Source organism: Faecalicatena contorta, assembly GCF_022835095.1.
Classification (GTDB): domain Bacteria; phylum Bacillota; class Clostridia; order Lachnospirales; family Lachnospiraceae; genus Faecalicatena; species Faecalicatena contorta.
The window spans coordinates 3,432,086-3,449,049 of the sequence record NZ_BQNQ01000001.1 but is presented as its reverse complement, the minus strand read 5'-3'; the positions used below and the strand labels follow the sequence as shown (position 1 = coordinate 3,449,049).

Here is a 16,964-nt window from a genome sequence, read left to right as displayed (position 1 = left end):
TTCATATTGACAAATTAACAGATAATTTAAAGTAAAGTTTTTATTTACAAATAAAAAAAATTGTAGTATAGTAGGGAAAAATAAAAAGTCAACATTACTATTATGGAGAAAGGAAAGGGATTATGGGTGAACTAAATATGGGCCGGCAGGCCGGGCTGTACCGATCCGGTTTTGAACATGACAACTGCGGGATCGGGGCGGTTGTGAATATTAAGGGCATAAAAAGCCATGAGACAGTGGTGAATGCCTTGAAAATTGTAGAAAATCTTGAACATAGAGCAGGCAAGGACGCCGAGGGTCAAACAGGAGATGGTGTAGGAATCTTACTTCAGATTTCACACAGATTTTTCTCTAAGGTTTGTAAACCCCTCGGTTTTTCTTTGCCCAAAAACAGAGATTATGGGGTGGGGATGTTCTTTCTTCCCCAGGACGAACTCAAAAGAAATCAGGCGAAAAAGATATTTGAGGTAATCACAGCAAAAGAGGGTCTGAAGTTTTTGGGGTGGAGAGAAGTACCTGTTAAACCTGAAATTCTGGGTAAAAAGGCGGTAGACTGTATGCCGTGTATTATGCAGGCATTTATCGAGAGGCCGAAGAAAATAGAGCAGGGACTTCCCTTTGACAGGCGGCTCTATGTGGTGCGCCGGATTTTTGAACAGAGCAGCGACGATACATATGTGGCTTCACTTTCCAGCAGAACAATTGTCTACAAAGGGATGTTTCTGGTCGGGCAGCTCAGAATGTTTTTTGAAGATCTGCAGGATGAGGATTATGAATCCGCAATCGCGATGGTGCATTCCCGATTCAGCACGAATACGAATCCGAGCTGGGAGCGGGCGCACCCGAACCGTTTTATGGTGCACAACGGCGAAATTAACACGATACGCGGTAACGCGGATAAAATGGGGGCAAGAGAAGAGACAATGGAATCCGATGATCTGAAAGGAGAACTGCACAAGGTGCTGCCTGCGATCAATACTTCCGGTTCCGATTCCGCGATGCTGGACAACGCGCTGGAGTTTATGGTAATGAGCGGCATGGAGCTTCCGCTGGCAGTTATGATTGCAATACCGGAGCCGTGGGCAAATAACCGCAGCATGTCCCAGAATAAAAAGGATTTTTACCAGTACTATTCAACCATGATGGAGCCCTGGGACGGGCCGGCCTCCATTCTATTCTCGGACGGAGACTGCATGGGAGCGGTTCTCGACCGCAATGGCCTGCGCCCTTCCAGATATTATATCACAGAGGATGATAATCTGATCCTTTCTTCCGAAGTGGGAGTATTGGATATTGATCCAGCAAAGATCATCTTAAAGGAGCGCCTGCATCCCGGAAAAATGCTGCTTGTTGATACCATAAAGGGAGAAGTGATTGACGATGAGGCACTGAAAGAAAAGTATGCAAATGAGTATCCATATGGAGAATGGCTGGACAGCAATCTGATTCAGTTGAAAGACCTGAAGATTCCGAATGAGGATGTGCCAAAGTATACAAGAGAAGAATGTACAAAGCTGCAGAAAGCATTCGGCTACGCCTACGAGGATGTAAAAACGTCTATATTGAATATGGCCAGGACAGGAGCCGAAGGAATTGCGGCAATGGGGATTGATACTCCGCTGTCCGTCCTGTCTCATAAAAACCAGCCATTGTTCGGTTACTTTAAACAACTGTTTGCTCAGGTAACCAATCCTCCAATCGATGCGATCCGGGAGGAGGTAGTAACTTCTACGACCATCTATATCGGGAAAGACGGGAATCTTCTGGAGAAGCGGGAGGAAAACTGCAAAATGCTCCAGGTAAACAATCCAATCCTGACAAATACTGATATTCTGAAGATCAAAAATATGAAGGTGGATGGTTTCTGTGTGGCTGAAATTCCAATTATATATTATAAGAATACAAGCCTGGAAAGAGCCATTGATTATCTTTTTATTGAAGTTGACCGGGCAATCAGGGAGGGAGCAAACATCCTGATCCTGTCGGACCGGGGGGTGGATGAATACCATGTGGCTATCCCGTCGCTTCTGGCTGTATCAGGTCTGCAGCAGCACCTGGTACGCACAAAGAAGAGGACATCTGTGGCAATGATACTGGAATCTGGGGAGCCGAGGGAGGTACATCATTTTGCAACCCTGCTGGGTTACGGCGCCTGTGCGATCAATCCATATCTGGCTCACGAGTCCATCCGCCAGCTGATTGATACGAACATGCTTCACAAGGATTACTATGCCGCCGTGGATGATTATAACTATGCGGTGATCCATGGCATAATCAAGATCGCTTCCAAGATGGGGATATCTACGATTCAATCCTATCAGGGGGCAAAAATATTTGAGGCGTTAGGTCTGAAGGAAGAGTTTATCAGCCGGTATTTTACAGACACGGTCAGCCGGATCGGCGGGATCGGTATCGAAGAGATAGCAGGGGATTATACGGCGTTTCATTCTGAGGCATTTGACCCGCTCGGACTGGATGTAGATATGACGCTGAACAGTATTGGAAAACATAAGTCCAAAAGCGGGGGAGAAGAGCATCTCTATAATCCGCAGACCATCCATATGCTGCAGCAGTCATCCAGACGCGGTGATTACGGCTTGTTCAAACAGTACACGAAGATGGTGGATATGGAAGGAGAAAAGATCAATCTGAGAGGACAGCTTGATTTCAACTATCCCGCTAAGGGTATTCCTCTGGATCAAGTGGAAAGCGTAGAGTCTATTGTGACGAGGTTCAAGACTGGCGCCATGTCCTACGGATCCATTTCCAAAGAGGCACACGAGACCCTTGCCGCAGCTATGAATCAGCTGCACGGCAAGTCAAACAGCGGGGAAGGCGGCGAAGATATTGAACGTCTGGACACGGACCGCTGCTCTGCAATCAAACAGGTTGCTTCAGGAAGATTTGGCGTGACATCGCGCTACCTGGTCAGTGCACGGGAGATCCAGATCAAGATGGCCCAGGGCGCCAAGCCAGGGGAAGGAGGGCATCTTCCGGGAGAAAAGGTATATCCTTGGATTGCAAAGACGCGTCACTCCACACCAGGAGTCAGCCTGATCTCACCGCCTCCGCATCATGATATTTATTCCATTGAGGATCTGGCGCAGCTGATCTACGACTGTAAAAATGCGAACAAAGAAGCCCGGATATCCGTTAAGCTGGTGTCTGAGGCGGGGGTTGGAACCGTAGCCGCAGGCGTTGCAAAAGCAGGAGCAGAAGTGATCCTGATCTCCGGTTATGACGGCGGTACGGGAGCTGCCCCCAGAAGCTCTATTCAGAACGCAGGCCTGCCCTGGGAACTGGGCCTGGCGGAGACACACCAGACACTGATCCAAAACGGGCTGCGGGACCGGGTGCGGATTGAGACCGACGGGAAATTGATGAGCGGCAGGGATGTGGCAATTGCGGCGCTTCTGGGTGCAGAAGAGTACGGATTTGCAACAGCGCCTCTGGTGACCATGGGATGTGTCATGATGCGGGTGTGCAATTTGGATACCTGTCCGGTGGGGGTGGCAACGCAGAATCCGGAGCTTAGAAAACGGTTTTCAGGTAAACCGGAATATGTAGTGAATTTTATGAGATTTATCGCAGAAGAACTGCGGGAATATATGGCGAAGCTGGGAGTACGCACCGTCGATGAGCTGGTGGGCCGGACGGACCTCTTGAAAAGGAGGGAAATTCCGGCGTCAGAACGGGCATCCGTTCTGAATCTGGACAGCATACTTTATAATCCCTATTCAGGAGAGCGGAAGGGGAGAATTTTCAATCCAAAGAAGGTATATGATTTTGAGCTGAAAAAAACGTTGGATGAGAAAATTCTTTTGAAACAACTGCTTCCGGCTCTGGAAAAAGGACAGAAGAGAAGCATAGAGGTAGATGTCTCCAACACAGACCGTACGTTTGGCACCATGTTTGGTTCTGAGATAACAAAGCGTTATCCCGAAGGTTTGCCAGAGGACAGTTTTGTTGTAAAATGCAAAGGCGCCGGCGGGCAGAGTTTCGGTGCGTTTATTCCAAAGGGATTGACTCTGGAACTGACGGGAGACAGCAATGATTATTTTGGGAAAGGACTGTCAGGAGGAAAGCTGGTTGTATGCCCGCCTAAAGGAACCCGGTTTGAAGCCAGTGAGAATATTATTATCGGCAATGTAGCACTTTATGGAGCAACGAGCGGAAATGCTTATATTAACGGCGTGGCCGGTGAAAGATTCTGCGTGCGTAATTCCGGAGTACGTGCGGTAGTTGAAGGTGTAGGCGACCACGGATGCGAGTATATGACCGGTGGCCGTGTTGTGATTCTGGGACAGACAGGGAAAAATTTCGCAGCCGGAATGAGTGGTGGTATAGCCTATGTACTGGATATGAGGAACGATCTATACCGTAAAGTGAATAAAGATATGGTAAACATTGAGAGGTTAACGGATAAGTACGACGTCCAGGAACTGAAAAATATGATTCAGGAGCACGTTGCATACACAAATTCTGTGATTGGTAAAGAGATACTGGATCATTTTAAAGAGTATCTGCCCAAATTCAAAAAGATCATACCGGAAGATTATGAGCGCATGATGTCGGCAATTCTGCAGATGGAAGAAAAGGGCTTAAGCAGTGAACAGGCAAAGATGGAAGCATTTAACAAAATCAAAAAGGGAAGATAGGAGGCGTTAATAGTGGGGAAACCAACAGGATTTATGGATTACGAAAGACAGGACAAGACGGCAGAGACACCAAAGGAAAGAATCAGGCATTTCCGTGAGTTCCATACGCCTCTCTCTAAAGAAGAGCAGGAGCAGCAGGGGGCCAGGTGTATGGCCTGCGGGGTGCCCTTCTGCCAATCAGGTCAAATATTGAACGGGATGGCAAGCGGATGTCCTTTGCATAATCTGGTGCCGGAATGGAATGACTTGATTTATAACGGAAATTGGGAGGAGGCCTATGCGCGTCTTATTAAAACAAATAATTTTCCGGAATTTACGGCTCGTGTCTGCCCGGCATTGTGCGAGGAAGCCTGCACATGCGGGCTCCATGAAAAGCCTGTTGCAACAAAAGCAAATGAATTCAGTATCATTGAAAATGCTTATGAACAGGGATATGCCCGTGCCTGCCCTCCCAAGGTAAGAACGGGAAAGAAGGTCGCAGTCATTGGTTCAGGGCCAGCAGGCCTGGCTGCTGCCGACCAGCTGAACCGACGGGGACATCTGGTGACCGTATTTGAGCGGGAGGATCGGATCGGAGGCCTGCTCCGTTATGGAATTCCCAATATGAAGCTGGAGAAGCAGATCATTGACCGGAAGCTTGCAATCATGGAAGAAGAGGGCATTCAGTTTAAAACAGGCTGCAATGTAGGAAAAACAGTGAAAGCAGCAGATATTTTAAAAGAATATGATAGAGTGATCCTGGCCTGCGGTGCTTCGGAACCGAGGAATATCAAGGTACCGGGGCGTGATGCGGAGGGAATATACTTTGCGGTAGATTTTTTGAAATCTACAACAAAGGCCCTCTGGGCAAATCAAATGAAACTGAAGGATGGCGCGTATATCTCGGCAAAAGGGAAAAAGGTTCTGGTAATCGGAGGTGGAGATACGGGAAATGACTGTGTTGGAACCGCTGTCAGGCATGGGGCAAAGTCCGTGCTTCAGCTGGAAATGATGCCAAAGGCGCCGGATCAAAGAGCGGATAATAACCCGTGGCCGGAATGGCCGAAAATCTGCAAGACGGATTATGGCCAGGAGGAAGCCGCCGCCTTATTCGGAGCAGATCCCAGGGTATATACAACTACGGTGAAAGAATTTATTAAGGATAAAAAGGGGACGGTGTGCAAGGCTTCGCTTGTGAAGCTTCAGGCCAAGCTGGATGAAAAAACCGGCAGAATGATGATGGCGGAAATACCCGGGAGCGAATATAGCGTGGATGTGGATCTGGTGCTGATTGCGGCGGGATTTATCGGAAGTGAAAGCTATGTGACAAAAGCCTTCGGTGTTGAAGTGGATGAAAGGCACAATGTGAAGACGGCGCCAGACGGGTATGAGACGGCCGTAAAAAATGTATTTGCAACGGGAGATATACACAGAGGGCAGTCGCTGGTTGTATGGGCTATCCGTGAGGGACGCGAAGTAGCACGGGAGGTGGATTTGAGCTTGATGGGGTATACGAATCTGTCGGTGCAGTAGAGGGCGCCAAGTTCGAGGGGAAGCTTGCTTCAGCCGGGGCTGTGCATGCTGGTTTTCTATCCTGTCCGTTCGCGAAGAAGCTGTAGAGGAAAATAACAGGAGAAAATGGAGGGCAGAATTTGCTTTCGAAGCAAATTCTGCCCTCCATTTTCCTGTTTTTTGTTGACAGCTTCTAACGCTTACTCTATGGATTGAGAACTAGTACTTCATAAAATAAGTAACTTACTTTTATTTTTAATTTTTTGTTTTTTACAATTTTAGCTTTTGTGGTGATTTGGTCTTGACATTTGAGGGTGGGGAGGGTAATCTAGATGTAGATCGTATCTTGGTTGGTATCTGGAGTTTTTCTTTTTGGTCAGGGAATCTGAGAATCTTTTGTTTTTCCTTTTTTAAAATTTAGGGTTTGGGGCTGTGCTATGGGTCTGATATTTTTGGCAAGATTAAATAGTATGCTATGTATTTTTTGCAGGGTTATCTTTATTTAGCGTGGAGATTTGGGCGCTTAAGAGATAGAAAGTTTTAAAATATTATTTTATTTTTATTTGTTTTGGTATTGACATGTTATATAACATATGATATTATATGTTATATAATTTAGTTCTATAAATTATTGATTTAATCGGTTATTTTCTTTTCAGTGTGTTGGGCACTGATTCGGATAAGTTCTTTTTTCGTGATTTTATTCCAGGGTGTAGTTGAATTTTGTTTGTTATGTTTATTCTTTCAGGGCATTTTTTTGTTCTGTCGCAGTAATTTTTTTCGGGAATTCTCCCGGCTTTATTCCTTTTTGGGCTGATAGTGGCTTTGGGCCGTCAGGGACGGTTTTGAGCATAGTACTGTGGTTTTTGTGCGGGTTTTAGTGCAGAAACTGCGGAATTTAAATGAAAGTGTGGTGATGTTTATTGATTGTCTGAATTTGCATGAATAGTCTGCAGTAACATGTTTAACTAACTGAGTGAGAAGTCTCCAACCTTAGCAGGTGGAGAGAGGGATCACATAAAACAAGATGAGCGGCAGTGGCGGACGGAGAGAAATCGGTATCCCCCACTGACATGAGGTCAATCTGCGCATTTATAGAGGGAGTCGTACTCTATAAAATTACTGTGCATGGATTGAAAGTATAGGAGGATTGTGTATGAAAACATTTATGGAAGAATATGGTGTCATTGTCGTGGCGGCAATTGTGATTATGATTATTGTTGTGGCTGCCACGCCCCTTGGTAATAGTATTAAGCTGGGAATTACCGCTGCGGTGGAAAAGCTGACCACTGCACTTGGCACTACGGCATCTGTCGTAGGGTGATTGAGGGAAAGGAGAGCTGCCTGTGAAGGTTTCCAGGGAGGCTTGGAATTTAAAAGAAGAAAGTTTTGGACCGTTGCTTCCCTATGTAATAGACCCGGATATCACGGACATTAATTTTAATGGGGCGGATGTGTGGGTAGAGCATTTAAAGCGCGGGATTTATAAAGTTGAGGTACAGCTGCCGGCGGAATTTGTGAGCCAGTTCAGCATCAGAGTGTCTAATGTGGTTAGCAGCCAGATTAATAAGTATAATAATGTTCTTGAGGCGGAGACAGATATCCTTCGCATTTCGATTATCCACTCCAGTGCTACGAATACAGGCTACGCAATATCTATTAGAAAGACACCTGCGGTGATGCGGATGACTGTTGAAAACATGTTAAAGGAGCAGTACTGTTCGGGAGAGCTTTTGATCTTTCTTATTAACTGCATCCGGGCTCGTATGAACATGGTCTTCTGCGGACGTCCGGGGGCAGGTAAAACGGAGCTCTTAAAGTTTCTGACGCAATATATTCCAAAAGAAGAAAAGGTGATGACCATAGAGGACAACCTGGAGATACATTACAAGGAGATTAATCCGGGTTCTAATTGCGTGGAACTAAAGGTGGATGAGGAATTTTTCCCGTACACGAAAGCAATCAAGACTGCCCTGAGGCAGAATCCCCAGTGGGTTCTGCTTTCAGAGGCACGTTCGGTGGAGGTGAAATATCTGCTGGAGTGTTTTTCTACAGGACTTCATGGACTGACGACTCTGCATACGGACGACACGAGGAAGATCCCGGACAGAATCCAGAATATGATGCAGGATGCCTATGCTGCAACAAGGTTAGAGAATGATATCTACAGTTTTTTGAATGTAGGTGTGCTTCTTAGAAAAAAGGTGACAGAAAGACAAAAAGTTGTCAGGTTTATCGATCAGATATGTCTTTTTGACCGTATAGGCGAGCAGAATGTAAAATGCCTGATTGCGGAAGACGGGAAGTTTATATCCAGAGAAATTCCGGAAAACGTAATGAAAAAGTTTAAGCTGGAAGATATTACGGCTCCATTTTCCGATATGGAAAGTATGCCGGTAAATATGCGGAGGAGAGGATGAAGAAGAAAGAGATAGGAGAGGAAATCTGTTATCTGAATCCTGGGTATTTAAAGAGAACGGTGCACAGATTCGGGTATCAGTTTTCGGCCCGCAGATATGCGGGATACTTTTTGGGGCTGTATGGATGTGTGGCGGTATTAGCGTTTGCTTTTAGGCTGAAGCTGCCCAGTATTATAATCATTGCCGCGGCATCTGCCTGTTTTGTACCGGGGATATTTGCCATGACATACCGCAACTTATATGAAGCCCGGCTTTTTGAGGATGTTACCTCCTATATTGAACAGATGCTGTATTCTTTTAAAAGAAGGTCCAAGATACTGACGGCGCTGGAGGATACACTCGTTTTGTTTGAGGAGGGGGAGAGCCGCATGTACGATGCAGTACATAGCGCTATACGCTATATACAAAATGAAAGCACGGGAGAAAATCTTTACCGGGAAGCATTTGCAATGATTGAAAAAGAATACGGATGCAGAAGGATGTATAAAGTTCATGATTTTCTGATCGAGGCGGAGGCTGTGGGCGGGGATTTTACTGCCGCTGCAGATATCCTGCTGAATGACAGGAAACTCTGGATGGACAGAGTGTATGAACTGCAGAGGGAAAAGAAAAATGTGAAGGTTAAAATTACCATTGGCATAGGGCTATCCTTTCTGATCTGCGGCATGACCGTACTCATGCTTCCCAAGGAGTTTGGCATTACAGAAAATGTCGTCTCCCAGACCGTGACAACGGTGACGGTGCTGCTGAATATGCTGATCTGGTATCTTGCGCAGATGAAGCTGTCAAAAAGCCTGATCCGTGGAGAAGAGGGCCAGGGAGAAGAAACGGTAAAACGGCAATATGAGTATGTAATGCATAGCAATAGGAAAAAGGAAAGGCGCAAGGCATGGTGTATTGCCATCCTGCTGATTCCGGTGAGTGTTCTTATGGCATTGTACGTTGGCCTGCCGGCTGCAGTGCTGTCTGTGATTCTGGCAGCGCTTTTGGCAGGCCAGCCGGAACGCAGATACAGAGTTTCATTGAAACATGTGTCAAGAGAGGTGGAGAAGTCATTTCCAGAATGGCTGATGAGTATGTCACTCCATCTGCAGACCGATAATGTACATGTTTCCTTATCAAAATCGATTCCTCATGCCCCGGCAATACTAAGAGAAGAACTGAATACTCTTCTCGCGGGGATTGAAGAAAAGCCGGATTCAGTACGCCCTTATCTTTCGTTTATGAAGCAGGTGCCGCTTCCCGATGTGACTTCAGCAATGAAGGTTTTGTATTCGATGGCAGAATTCGGCGCCTCAGATATCGGCGGTCAGATAGGCCCTCTGGCTGAAAGAGGAGCTGTAATGACAGATAAAGCGGAGCGTCTCAGGACAGAGGATTATATTGCAGGGATCAGTTTTCTGATCCTGCTGCCAATGATAACCGGTGTATTAAAGATGCTGGCCGATCTTGCGCTGGTTGTAGTTTACATTTTATCAGCGGTGAATCATGCCGGCTGAGAGGAGGGGATTGAGAGATGAAAGAATTTCTGGAAGAGTATGGCGGTATCATTGCAATCTCAGTTATGGGTTACGCAGTGATGTCCGGATTGTGGGATATTTTGAGAATGATCTGTGAGACTGGGGGATAGAAGCTATGGGGTATTCCTTATGGATATGGGAGTGATGAACTATGAAAGAATTTCTGGAAGAGTATGGCGGTATCATTACCGCTTGTATTTTGAGCCTGATACTACTGGGAACAATGGCAGATTTGCTTGGAGCGGATGGACAGATTTCTTATCTGTTTGCCGGATTTCTGGAAGGACTTGGGCCGATGCGGGGGTGAAGGTATTTGAAGGAGGTGTCTGCGGGTGAAGGCTGTAATCGGAGAATATGGAAAAGTGATTATCCTGGCGGTTGTTTTGGGAATGCTGGTTCTGTTCCTGTTCGGAAGGGGGAATCATGGCTTTCTTGGAATGATTTCTAAGGCAAGGCCAGAGGCAGCTGTAGGAAACGAGGACTCATTTGCCATGGCACAGACCGTATTTTCGCGCAAAGCCCCGGAGCTCTCTGTCTCGGTAAGAAAGCTGCAAAAAGGCAGGAAATATAATCTGCTGGATAGCGGACTGTTTGAGATCAAGGCGGTCAATCAGGAAGGGGAGGCGGTGCCTGTTACGATTGTCAAATTAACAGCTCCCGGGCAGCAGGATATCACCGGGGAGACAGATCCCCGCATGTTTGTCCCTTTTATAAGCGGGGAATATCAGATCACATATCGTGCAGAAGAATCCTTTCAGGGAAGTATGAGGGCAAAAGAAAAGAAATATTCTGTCCTGGTTGACTAAAGTGATCTTGTGTTAGGTATATGGACAGAAATAAAAGGGACGGTAAAGAAGTCCCAAAAGAAAAGAGGGCAGAAGATGAAAGGAGCGGTAGAGACAATGATGGGGATGATTATGATCGCATTCATGGCCGTGCTTAGCGCAGCCTATATCATGGCATCCCTGAACACCCAGAGTGCGCAGAATTACCATTCTGCGGTAGTGGCAGAGGTCGAAGCAGGGGACTTTACAGCCCCTGTAATACGGAGCTGCAGGCAAAAAGCACTGGAAAACGGATATACGGATTTATTCGTTGAACCGATGACAAGCGTAGACCGCGGGAAATTTGCAAAAGTGACGCTGACATATGACTATACTCTTCCTGTGCTGAACTTGTTTTTAGAGCATCAAATAGTAGGATATGCAAGATAAAAGCGGGGAAAAGTCAGCGGATGCTTTGTGAAAAAGCACCCCGTAATGCCTGACCTCCGGGGTCAATAAAAAGGAAAGGGGAAGGTATGAAGAATGCCGTAATAGGCTTTTTTATGATTGTAATACTGGTAATTTCTTTAGCAGCCATTCAGACTGCGGAGAACAGAACTACCAGAAAAAATGAACTGGACAGCAGTCTTAGCGAAGCCATGGAACAATCAATGAAGATCCTGACAGTAAATCCAGTATATCATATCGAAAAGGAATCCGGCACGGATGAATTTACAGCAGATTTTATTCAGGGGTTTCTTATGAAAACAACGAGTAATTCTGAGTTTACGGTAGAGATATTAAATGTGGATGTCGAAAAGGGTCTGTTGGATGTCAGGGCTAAGTCCAGATTCAGGCAGATAATCGGATATGGTGAGGTATCCTGCCGTAAGACAGTGATATTGGAAGAACTCGAAGAAGATAAAGAAACCCCCTGTTATATTTCATTCTTCGCAGAGAAGCCTGCCAAAGAAGCGGATACGGAAAACAACTATGTTTTAAAGAAGATCAGCGTACACTGTGGTGACAGGCTCAGTGCGGCAATGCTGCCAGAAAGCGGATTGGAGAAGAAAGGATATATTTTCTGCGGCTGGAAAATGACAAAACCGGTAAATGGGATCGGGATTCTGTACGGCAAAGAAAATATAAATACGTTATGTGCAGGGGATGATATGGAATTTCAGGCTGTTTATGAGCAGGAGGAAGTTTTGTAGATGAAAAAGAAGAGATGCATAACAATGCTGGCTGCTGCGGCAGTAATTTTGTCTGTATGTGCCCCCATATCCCTGTATGCACAGGAAGAGACGGGAAGAATGGGAACAGAGGAAACCGAAAAACCGGACGAAATCGCGGAAGCCGATGAAGAAAGCCCGACTGTACCGGAAGAACCTGATGGATCAAATGAACAGCAGCCGCTGCAGGATACTGCTTCATGGTTTGAGGAAACCTTACACGGGCTGCTCCTTATGGAAGAACCTTTGAAGGTAATGGAAAAAACAGATGAAAAGGAGAGGGAATTATTTTTAAACAGAATAACTGCCAGGGAGCATTTTGAATTCGCTATTGTGTATAAATATCTGCTGCTCACAGCCGTTGCGAAGGATACATCCTTTTCTGAGGGTATGCAGTCATTGGATGATGTAACGGTAAAAGAGATGGAAGCAGTATCCGGGAAGACAGAGCATATTCACTTTCTATGGGAGCTGTTGATGAAAAACAAGGATACTGGTCTGGCGCAGGAAGAAATAGAGGATATTCGGTGGAAGGAGGCCGTAGAACAAGAGGCATTCCGTATATTCTGTGAAGGCATGGGAGGAAAGGCTGCCGCCAAGGGGGAAGAATCTGCAGAATATCATGACTTTCAAGAATATACAGAGTATCTCCAGACACAGACTCATGCAGATATCATCGGACTTGCGAATGTCTTGGAAAAGATGCAGTCCGAAAATGAGCCGGAAGCAACGGAAGCATATGAGGCGGCACTTAACCGGCTGGATGAGATTCACAGTACGAAGCCGGAAATAGCTCCAAAGTTACAGATAATCTGCGGTATCCAGGATTTCGATGTACAGAAAAAGGAGCCGTATCTGACCGTTACGATATCGGATCAGGAACGGGCCGATGTCATAAAACTGCTGCCCAAAAATCTGGAAGTACTGCTGGAAGAGAATTCGGATATAGATAAAAAAGATACTGACAAGAAAGCAACTGATCAGGAAGATACTGATAAGAAAGAAAATAACAAGAAAGATACTGATCATGAAGAGATTCTTAAGGATGCCTTGTACGAGGACGAAGATCCGATGGATACAAAGCCGACGGAAAAGACAATCAATGTTACATGGGAGTGTGCGGAGGATATTGAACATACGGAATATGAACAGTATATATATACGGCGGTTCCCCAGGAAGGGTATGAATGGAGTGAAGAACTGCTTAAGGGGGAGGAAGACGGGCTCCAGGCCCTGCCCTATGCCAGGGTCATTGTAAAGCCAAAAGAGACTGCGAATGTCATGGCGGCCCGTGCCGCGGCCAGCGTCAGTTATAGGGCGTACTGCCAGTATGATGGGTGGAAAAACTGGAGTGCAGGCGGCGCCACTGCAGGAACGATCGGAGAAAATAAGCGGCTGGAGGCTTTGCAGATAAAAACGTCCGGTGACACGAATCTTGGTGTCAAATATCAGGTTCATGTACAAAACAATGGATGGATGAGCTGGGTAAACAGCAGCGGTACAGCAGGTACCACCGGACAGTCGCTGAGAGTGGAAGCAGTCAGGATTTTGCTGACCGGGGCAAGCGCAGGCTCCTATGATATCTATTACCGTACATACTGCGAATCCTATGGATGGCTGGACTGGGCCAAGAATGGACAGTCAGCCGGTACAGTGAATCTTGGAAAAAGCATGGAAGCCTTTCAGGTGAGAATTACAGCAAAAGGCGGGGCTGCCCCCGGAACAACGGCTGCTCCGCTGAAGACAGATGCTGCTGCAAGGGTCGGCAGCAGTTACTACAAAACATTTAATGAGGCATTTGATGCCATGCCGGACCGAGGATCTATGTACGTGATAAAAAACTGTTCGGCAACACATATAACGACCAGAAAATCCTTTTCGATATTCCCGGAAGAAAGGAACGTTAAGGTTACTTTTAAAGAAAATTCGCTGATACCTGCCGGCATAATCTGCACAGAAGAAGGCTGGCGGGGAAGTCCCACCTGGAATTTCAGCGGCAATGGTGGGTATACAATAACATTTGATGCGAATGGAAAAGGTTCATCGGGTGTAATAGCAGCTTACGGTGCAACGATCAACCTGAAGAACGGCTCCAGATTTATGAACTCCGCAGGCAATGGTGTATGGAACGACATGGGAATTACAAACGTTTATGACGGAGTCTACATTTATAATAATAAAGCGCATGGAGTTGCAACCTGCAACACGGTCAATCTATTTGGCGGCAGCATTTACGGCAATTCTTATGATGGTATCCGTGCACAGAAGGTGATCAGTATGTCCGGTGGTAATCTGTACAATAATGGTGAGTGCGGCGTGCATGTGGGAGAAGGCGCGTGTATCTGTACGATGACCGGAGGAACGATACATGACAATGTGGATGGCGTGGGGAATATAGACGGTAATGGAACCATTATCATCCAGGGAGGCAGCATTTACAGCAATACCCGGTATGGAATTTCCGCCAAAGGAAAATCTTTGAGTATATCAGGCGCAGCTGTTATCCGGAACAATAAAGGAACCGGGGTGGCAGTCCATGGAGGGGAAGCAGCTGTACAAAATGGAAAAATATATGAAAACCAAAACGCAGGAATTGTAAATAAAGGCAGCATGAAGTTAAGCGGAGGTGAAATCTTTTCAAATTCGAATGCAGGCAGTGGAGGCGGAATAGTCAACAGTGGAACCTTAAGCATCAGCGGGGGGGATGTTCACGATAATTCGGCCGTAAACGGGGGAGGAATAACAAACAGCGGTACGCTGTCATTGACAGGAGGCAGCATCACGGGTAATGCGGTTTCCGGCAGTGGAGGCGGGATTTGTCTGTCTGGGGGGACACTCAGGCTGACCGGGGGGACCATTGCAAAGAACAAAGCGAAAAACGGAAATGGTATATACCATAACGGCTCTGTCTTCCAAATGGGCGGAAACGGTGCAGTAGATGCGGGGAATGATGTATATCTTCAGACAAATAAGTATATTACAGTAACATCAGCCCTAAAATCTTCGCCTGCTGCAGTTCTGACACCGTCAGGCTATAGCAATGGCAGAAAGGCGGCAGAAGTTGCATATGGCACTAAAAAGGGCAGTTTGCAGTATGCTAGGTATGCATTAACGCAAAAAGGCGGATACTGCCTTCGTCCGGGGGACATGCAGGCATCCGGTGCAAACACCATGGCGGCAGATATTGTACTGAGTACGAAGTATACGATCCAATATCATAAAAATTATGATGGAGAGGTGGCGAATGTCCCGAAAAGCACTCCAAAATACTGGTATGAAAATGCAGAAATAGCAGGAGAGATTCCATCTGAAGGAAGAATAAAATTTCTGGGCTGGTCCGAGAATGCTGCAGCGGAAAAACCTGCCTATCAGCCAGGAGCTGTCTTAAGCGCAGCTATCAATCGAAATATCACACTATATGCAGTCTGGGGAACCAAAATCCAGGTGAGCTATTATGGAAACGGAAGCGACGTCCTAAAGGAAAAGTCAGAAGAAATAACCCTGCAGGAGTGCATGAAGAATGGCGGCTACCTTATACATAAAAATAAAGGATATACGGATTATATCAGAAAGGGATACAAATTCGCAGGCTGGGATGTCTCTGCGGTGGCTCCTGTTCAGGCAGTAAAATATCCTGACCAGAAAGAGAACAGGGTAAAATTTGAAGAACTGCTGGATATTGCTGAGGCGCAGGCGAAGAGTCCTTTATCAGGAGAAAAGACGGTTCAGCAGGTACGGTTATATGCACTCTGGGATAAGTTTCCCGAAATCACTGCAGAAGGTATACAGGAATTCTTCGAAGGCACCGAGGTTACCAGGGACATGCTCCTGGCAAACATAAAAGCACAGGATCAAGAAGACGGAGACATAACAAAAGACATCCGCATACTTGGAATCAAATATCAAAGAGGAAAGCTTCGGGATGGACAGAAACAGGAGGCGTATGAAGTACGATGGAAGACCGGCATGCCAGACGATAAAAAACTGGATACCTGGTTTTTAGAGCTGGATGACAAAGATGCACCTGTGGAACACCAGATTATTTACAGTGTGAAAGACAGTGCTGGTAATGAGACAACACGAGAATGGCCGGTTAAGGTAAAGTATAATGAATTTCCTGTGATAGAGGCGGAGGATCGGTATTTCACACTGGAAGAGGCAAAGGAAGGCAGAATAACCGAAGAAGCGCTGCTGCGCGGCGCTATAGAATCTGGCGCCCTGACGGTAAAGGATAAGGAAGAGGATGAGCGATATCCCGGCAGAATGGAACAGGCAGTAAAATTGGAAGATTTTCATCCGGACGAATTTACAAGATTTGAAGATTCGGGTTATATCGTAATTACTTTTTCGGCCAAAGACAGTATGGGGCCGGACGGAGAGGGCAAAGAGACTTTCAGTCAATGTACGGTACATATTGTAAAGGATGGGGAAATAACGTCGCCGGAGCCTTTAAAATACGTGCGGTTTATCAACAGAGAATATTACGAAAAGAATCTAAAAAGACAGAATGAAAAGACAGGAAAAGAAACAGGAAAACCGGAGTCAGAAACTGTTTCAGGGGAACTGCAAAACGGCGGCCTTTATTCAAATTCCAAGTGGTATAGGATTCCAGAATTCAGAGCATTGCTGTCTGGTGCATGGGATGAAGAAAGACCAGCAAGAGAGGTATGGACTTTCAAAAATACAGATGTAAAAAATATAAAGAGTTATGTGGAAGAGCATGGGATAGGAAACAGCCAGGAGCGAACATCGCTTCTGAGATTCCATGAAGAATTCAGCCATTTGAGAGTCATGTAAGCGCTTCTTTACTGGCTGCAGACCAGATGGTAACAGCGGATTGTTTCTTCCCACACCCCAAGGGCGCGAACAATCATGACGA

At 46.1% G+C, this 16,964-nt stretch carries 10 protein-coding genes; all 10 read left to right on the top strand.

Annotated features, from left to right (window positions below):
• Positions 1–122: 122 nt before the first annotated feature.
• The 10 genes from gltB (at position 123) to MWG26_RS15515 (ending at position 16,882) form a co-directional block, all read left to right on the top strand.
• Positions 123–4,658 carry a glutamate synthase large subunit gene (gene gltB, locus MWG26_RS15560; protein WP_025656783.1) on the top strand — a complete coding sequence of 1,512 codons (4,536 nt, stop codon included), beginning with the start codon at positions 123–125 and terminating at the stop codon, positions 4,656–4,658.
• Positions 4,659–4,670: 12 nt separating this feature from the next.
• A complete protein-coding gene (locus MWG26_RS15555) occupies positions 4,671–6,170 on the top strand; it encodes a glutamate synthase subunit beta (protein WP_117440693.1) in 1,500 nt (499 codons plus the stop codon).
• A 1,135-nt stretch (positions 6,171–7,305) separates the two neighbouring features.
• A complete protein-coding gene (locus MWG26_RS15550) occupies positions 7,306–7,473 on the top strand; it encodes a hypothetical protein (RefSeq protein WP_167702491.1) in 168 nt (55 codons plus the stop codon).
• Positions 7,474–7,495: 22 nt separating this feature from the next.
• Positions 7,496–8,569: an ATPase, T2SS/T4P/T4SS family gene (locus MWG26_RS15545; protein WP_025656784.1), complete on the top strand. Its 1,074-nt coding sequence runs from the start codon at positions 7,496–7,498 to the stop codon at positions 8,567–8,569.
• Positions 8,566–10,068 (top strand): hypothetical protein, encoded by a 1,503-nt coding sequence (locus tag MWG26_RS15540; RefSeq protein ID WP_025656785.1) that lies wholly within the window; start codon positions 8,566–8,568, stop codon positions 10,066–10,068. The genes MWG26_RS15545 and MWG26_RS15540 overlap by 4 nt, the downstream gene beginning before the upstream one ends.
• Before the next feature lie 172 nt (positions 10,069–10,240).
• Complete coding sequence (locus tag MWG26_RS15535) at positions 10,241–10,396, top strand: hypothetical protein (protein WP_167702492.1); 156 nt, start codon at positions 10,241–10,243, stop codon at positions 10,394–10,396.
• Positions 10,397–10,421: 25 nt separating this feature from the next.
• A complete protein-coding gene (locus MWG26_RS15530; protein ID WP_025656786.1) occupies positions 10,422–10,895 on the top strand; it encodes a hypothetical protein in 474 nt (157 codons plus the stop codon).
• A gap of 75 nt (positions 10,896–10,970) precedes the next feature.
• On the top strand, positions 10,971–11,303 hold the full coding sequence (locus tag MWG26_RS15525; RefSeq protein ID WP_025656787.1) for a hypothetical protein: 333 nt from the start codon (positions 10,971–10,973) through the stop codon (positions 11,301–11,303).
• 86 nt (positions 11,304–11,389) lie between these two features.
• Positions 11,390–12,067, top strand: a complete 678-nt coding sequence (locus MWG26_RS15520) for a hypothetical protein (protein WP_025656788.1) — start codon at positions 11,390–11,392, stop codon at positions 12,065–12,067.
• The gene (locus tag MWG26_RS15515; protein ID WP_117440694.1) at positions 12,068–16,882 is read left to right on the top strand and encodes an InlB B-repeat-containing protein; all 4,815 of its coding nucleotides are present in this window, start codon (positions 12,068–12,070) and stop codon (positions 16,880–16,882) included.
• The last annotated feature ends 82 nt before the right edge of the window (positions 16,883–16,964 follow it).

Excerpts from the sequence above, each read along its gene's own strand:
- MWG26_RS15540 (WP_025656785.1), top strand. The coding sequence starts at position 8,566 with ATGAAGAAGAAAGAGATAGGAGAGGAAATCTGTTATCTGAATCCTGGG.
- MWG26_RS15535 (WP_167702492.1), top strand. The coding sequence starts at position 10,241 with ATGAAAGAATTTCTGGAAGAGTATGGCGGTATCATTACCGCTTGTATT.
- MWG26_RS15515 (WP_117440694.1), top strand. The coding sequence starts at position 12,068 with ATGAAAAAGAAGAGATGCATAACAATGCTGGCTGCTGCGGCAGTAATT.
- MWG26_RS15525 (WP_025656787.1), top strand. The coding sequence starts at position 10,971 with ATGAAAGGAGCGGTAGAGACAATGATGGGGATGATTATGATCGCATTC.
- gltB (WP_025656783.1), top strand. The coding sequence starts at position 123 with ATGGGTGAACTAAATATGGGCCGGCAGGCCGGGCTGTACCGATCCGGT.
- MWG26_RS15550 (WP_167702491.1), top strand. The coding sequence starts at position 7,306 with ATGAAAACATTTATGGAAGAATATGGTGTCATTGTCGTGGCGGCAATT.
- MWG26_RS15520 (WP_025656788.1), top strand. The coding sequence starts at position 11,390 with ATGAAGAATGCCGTAATAGGCTTTTTTATGATTGTAATACTGGTAATT.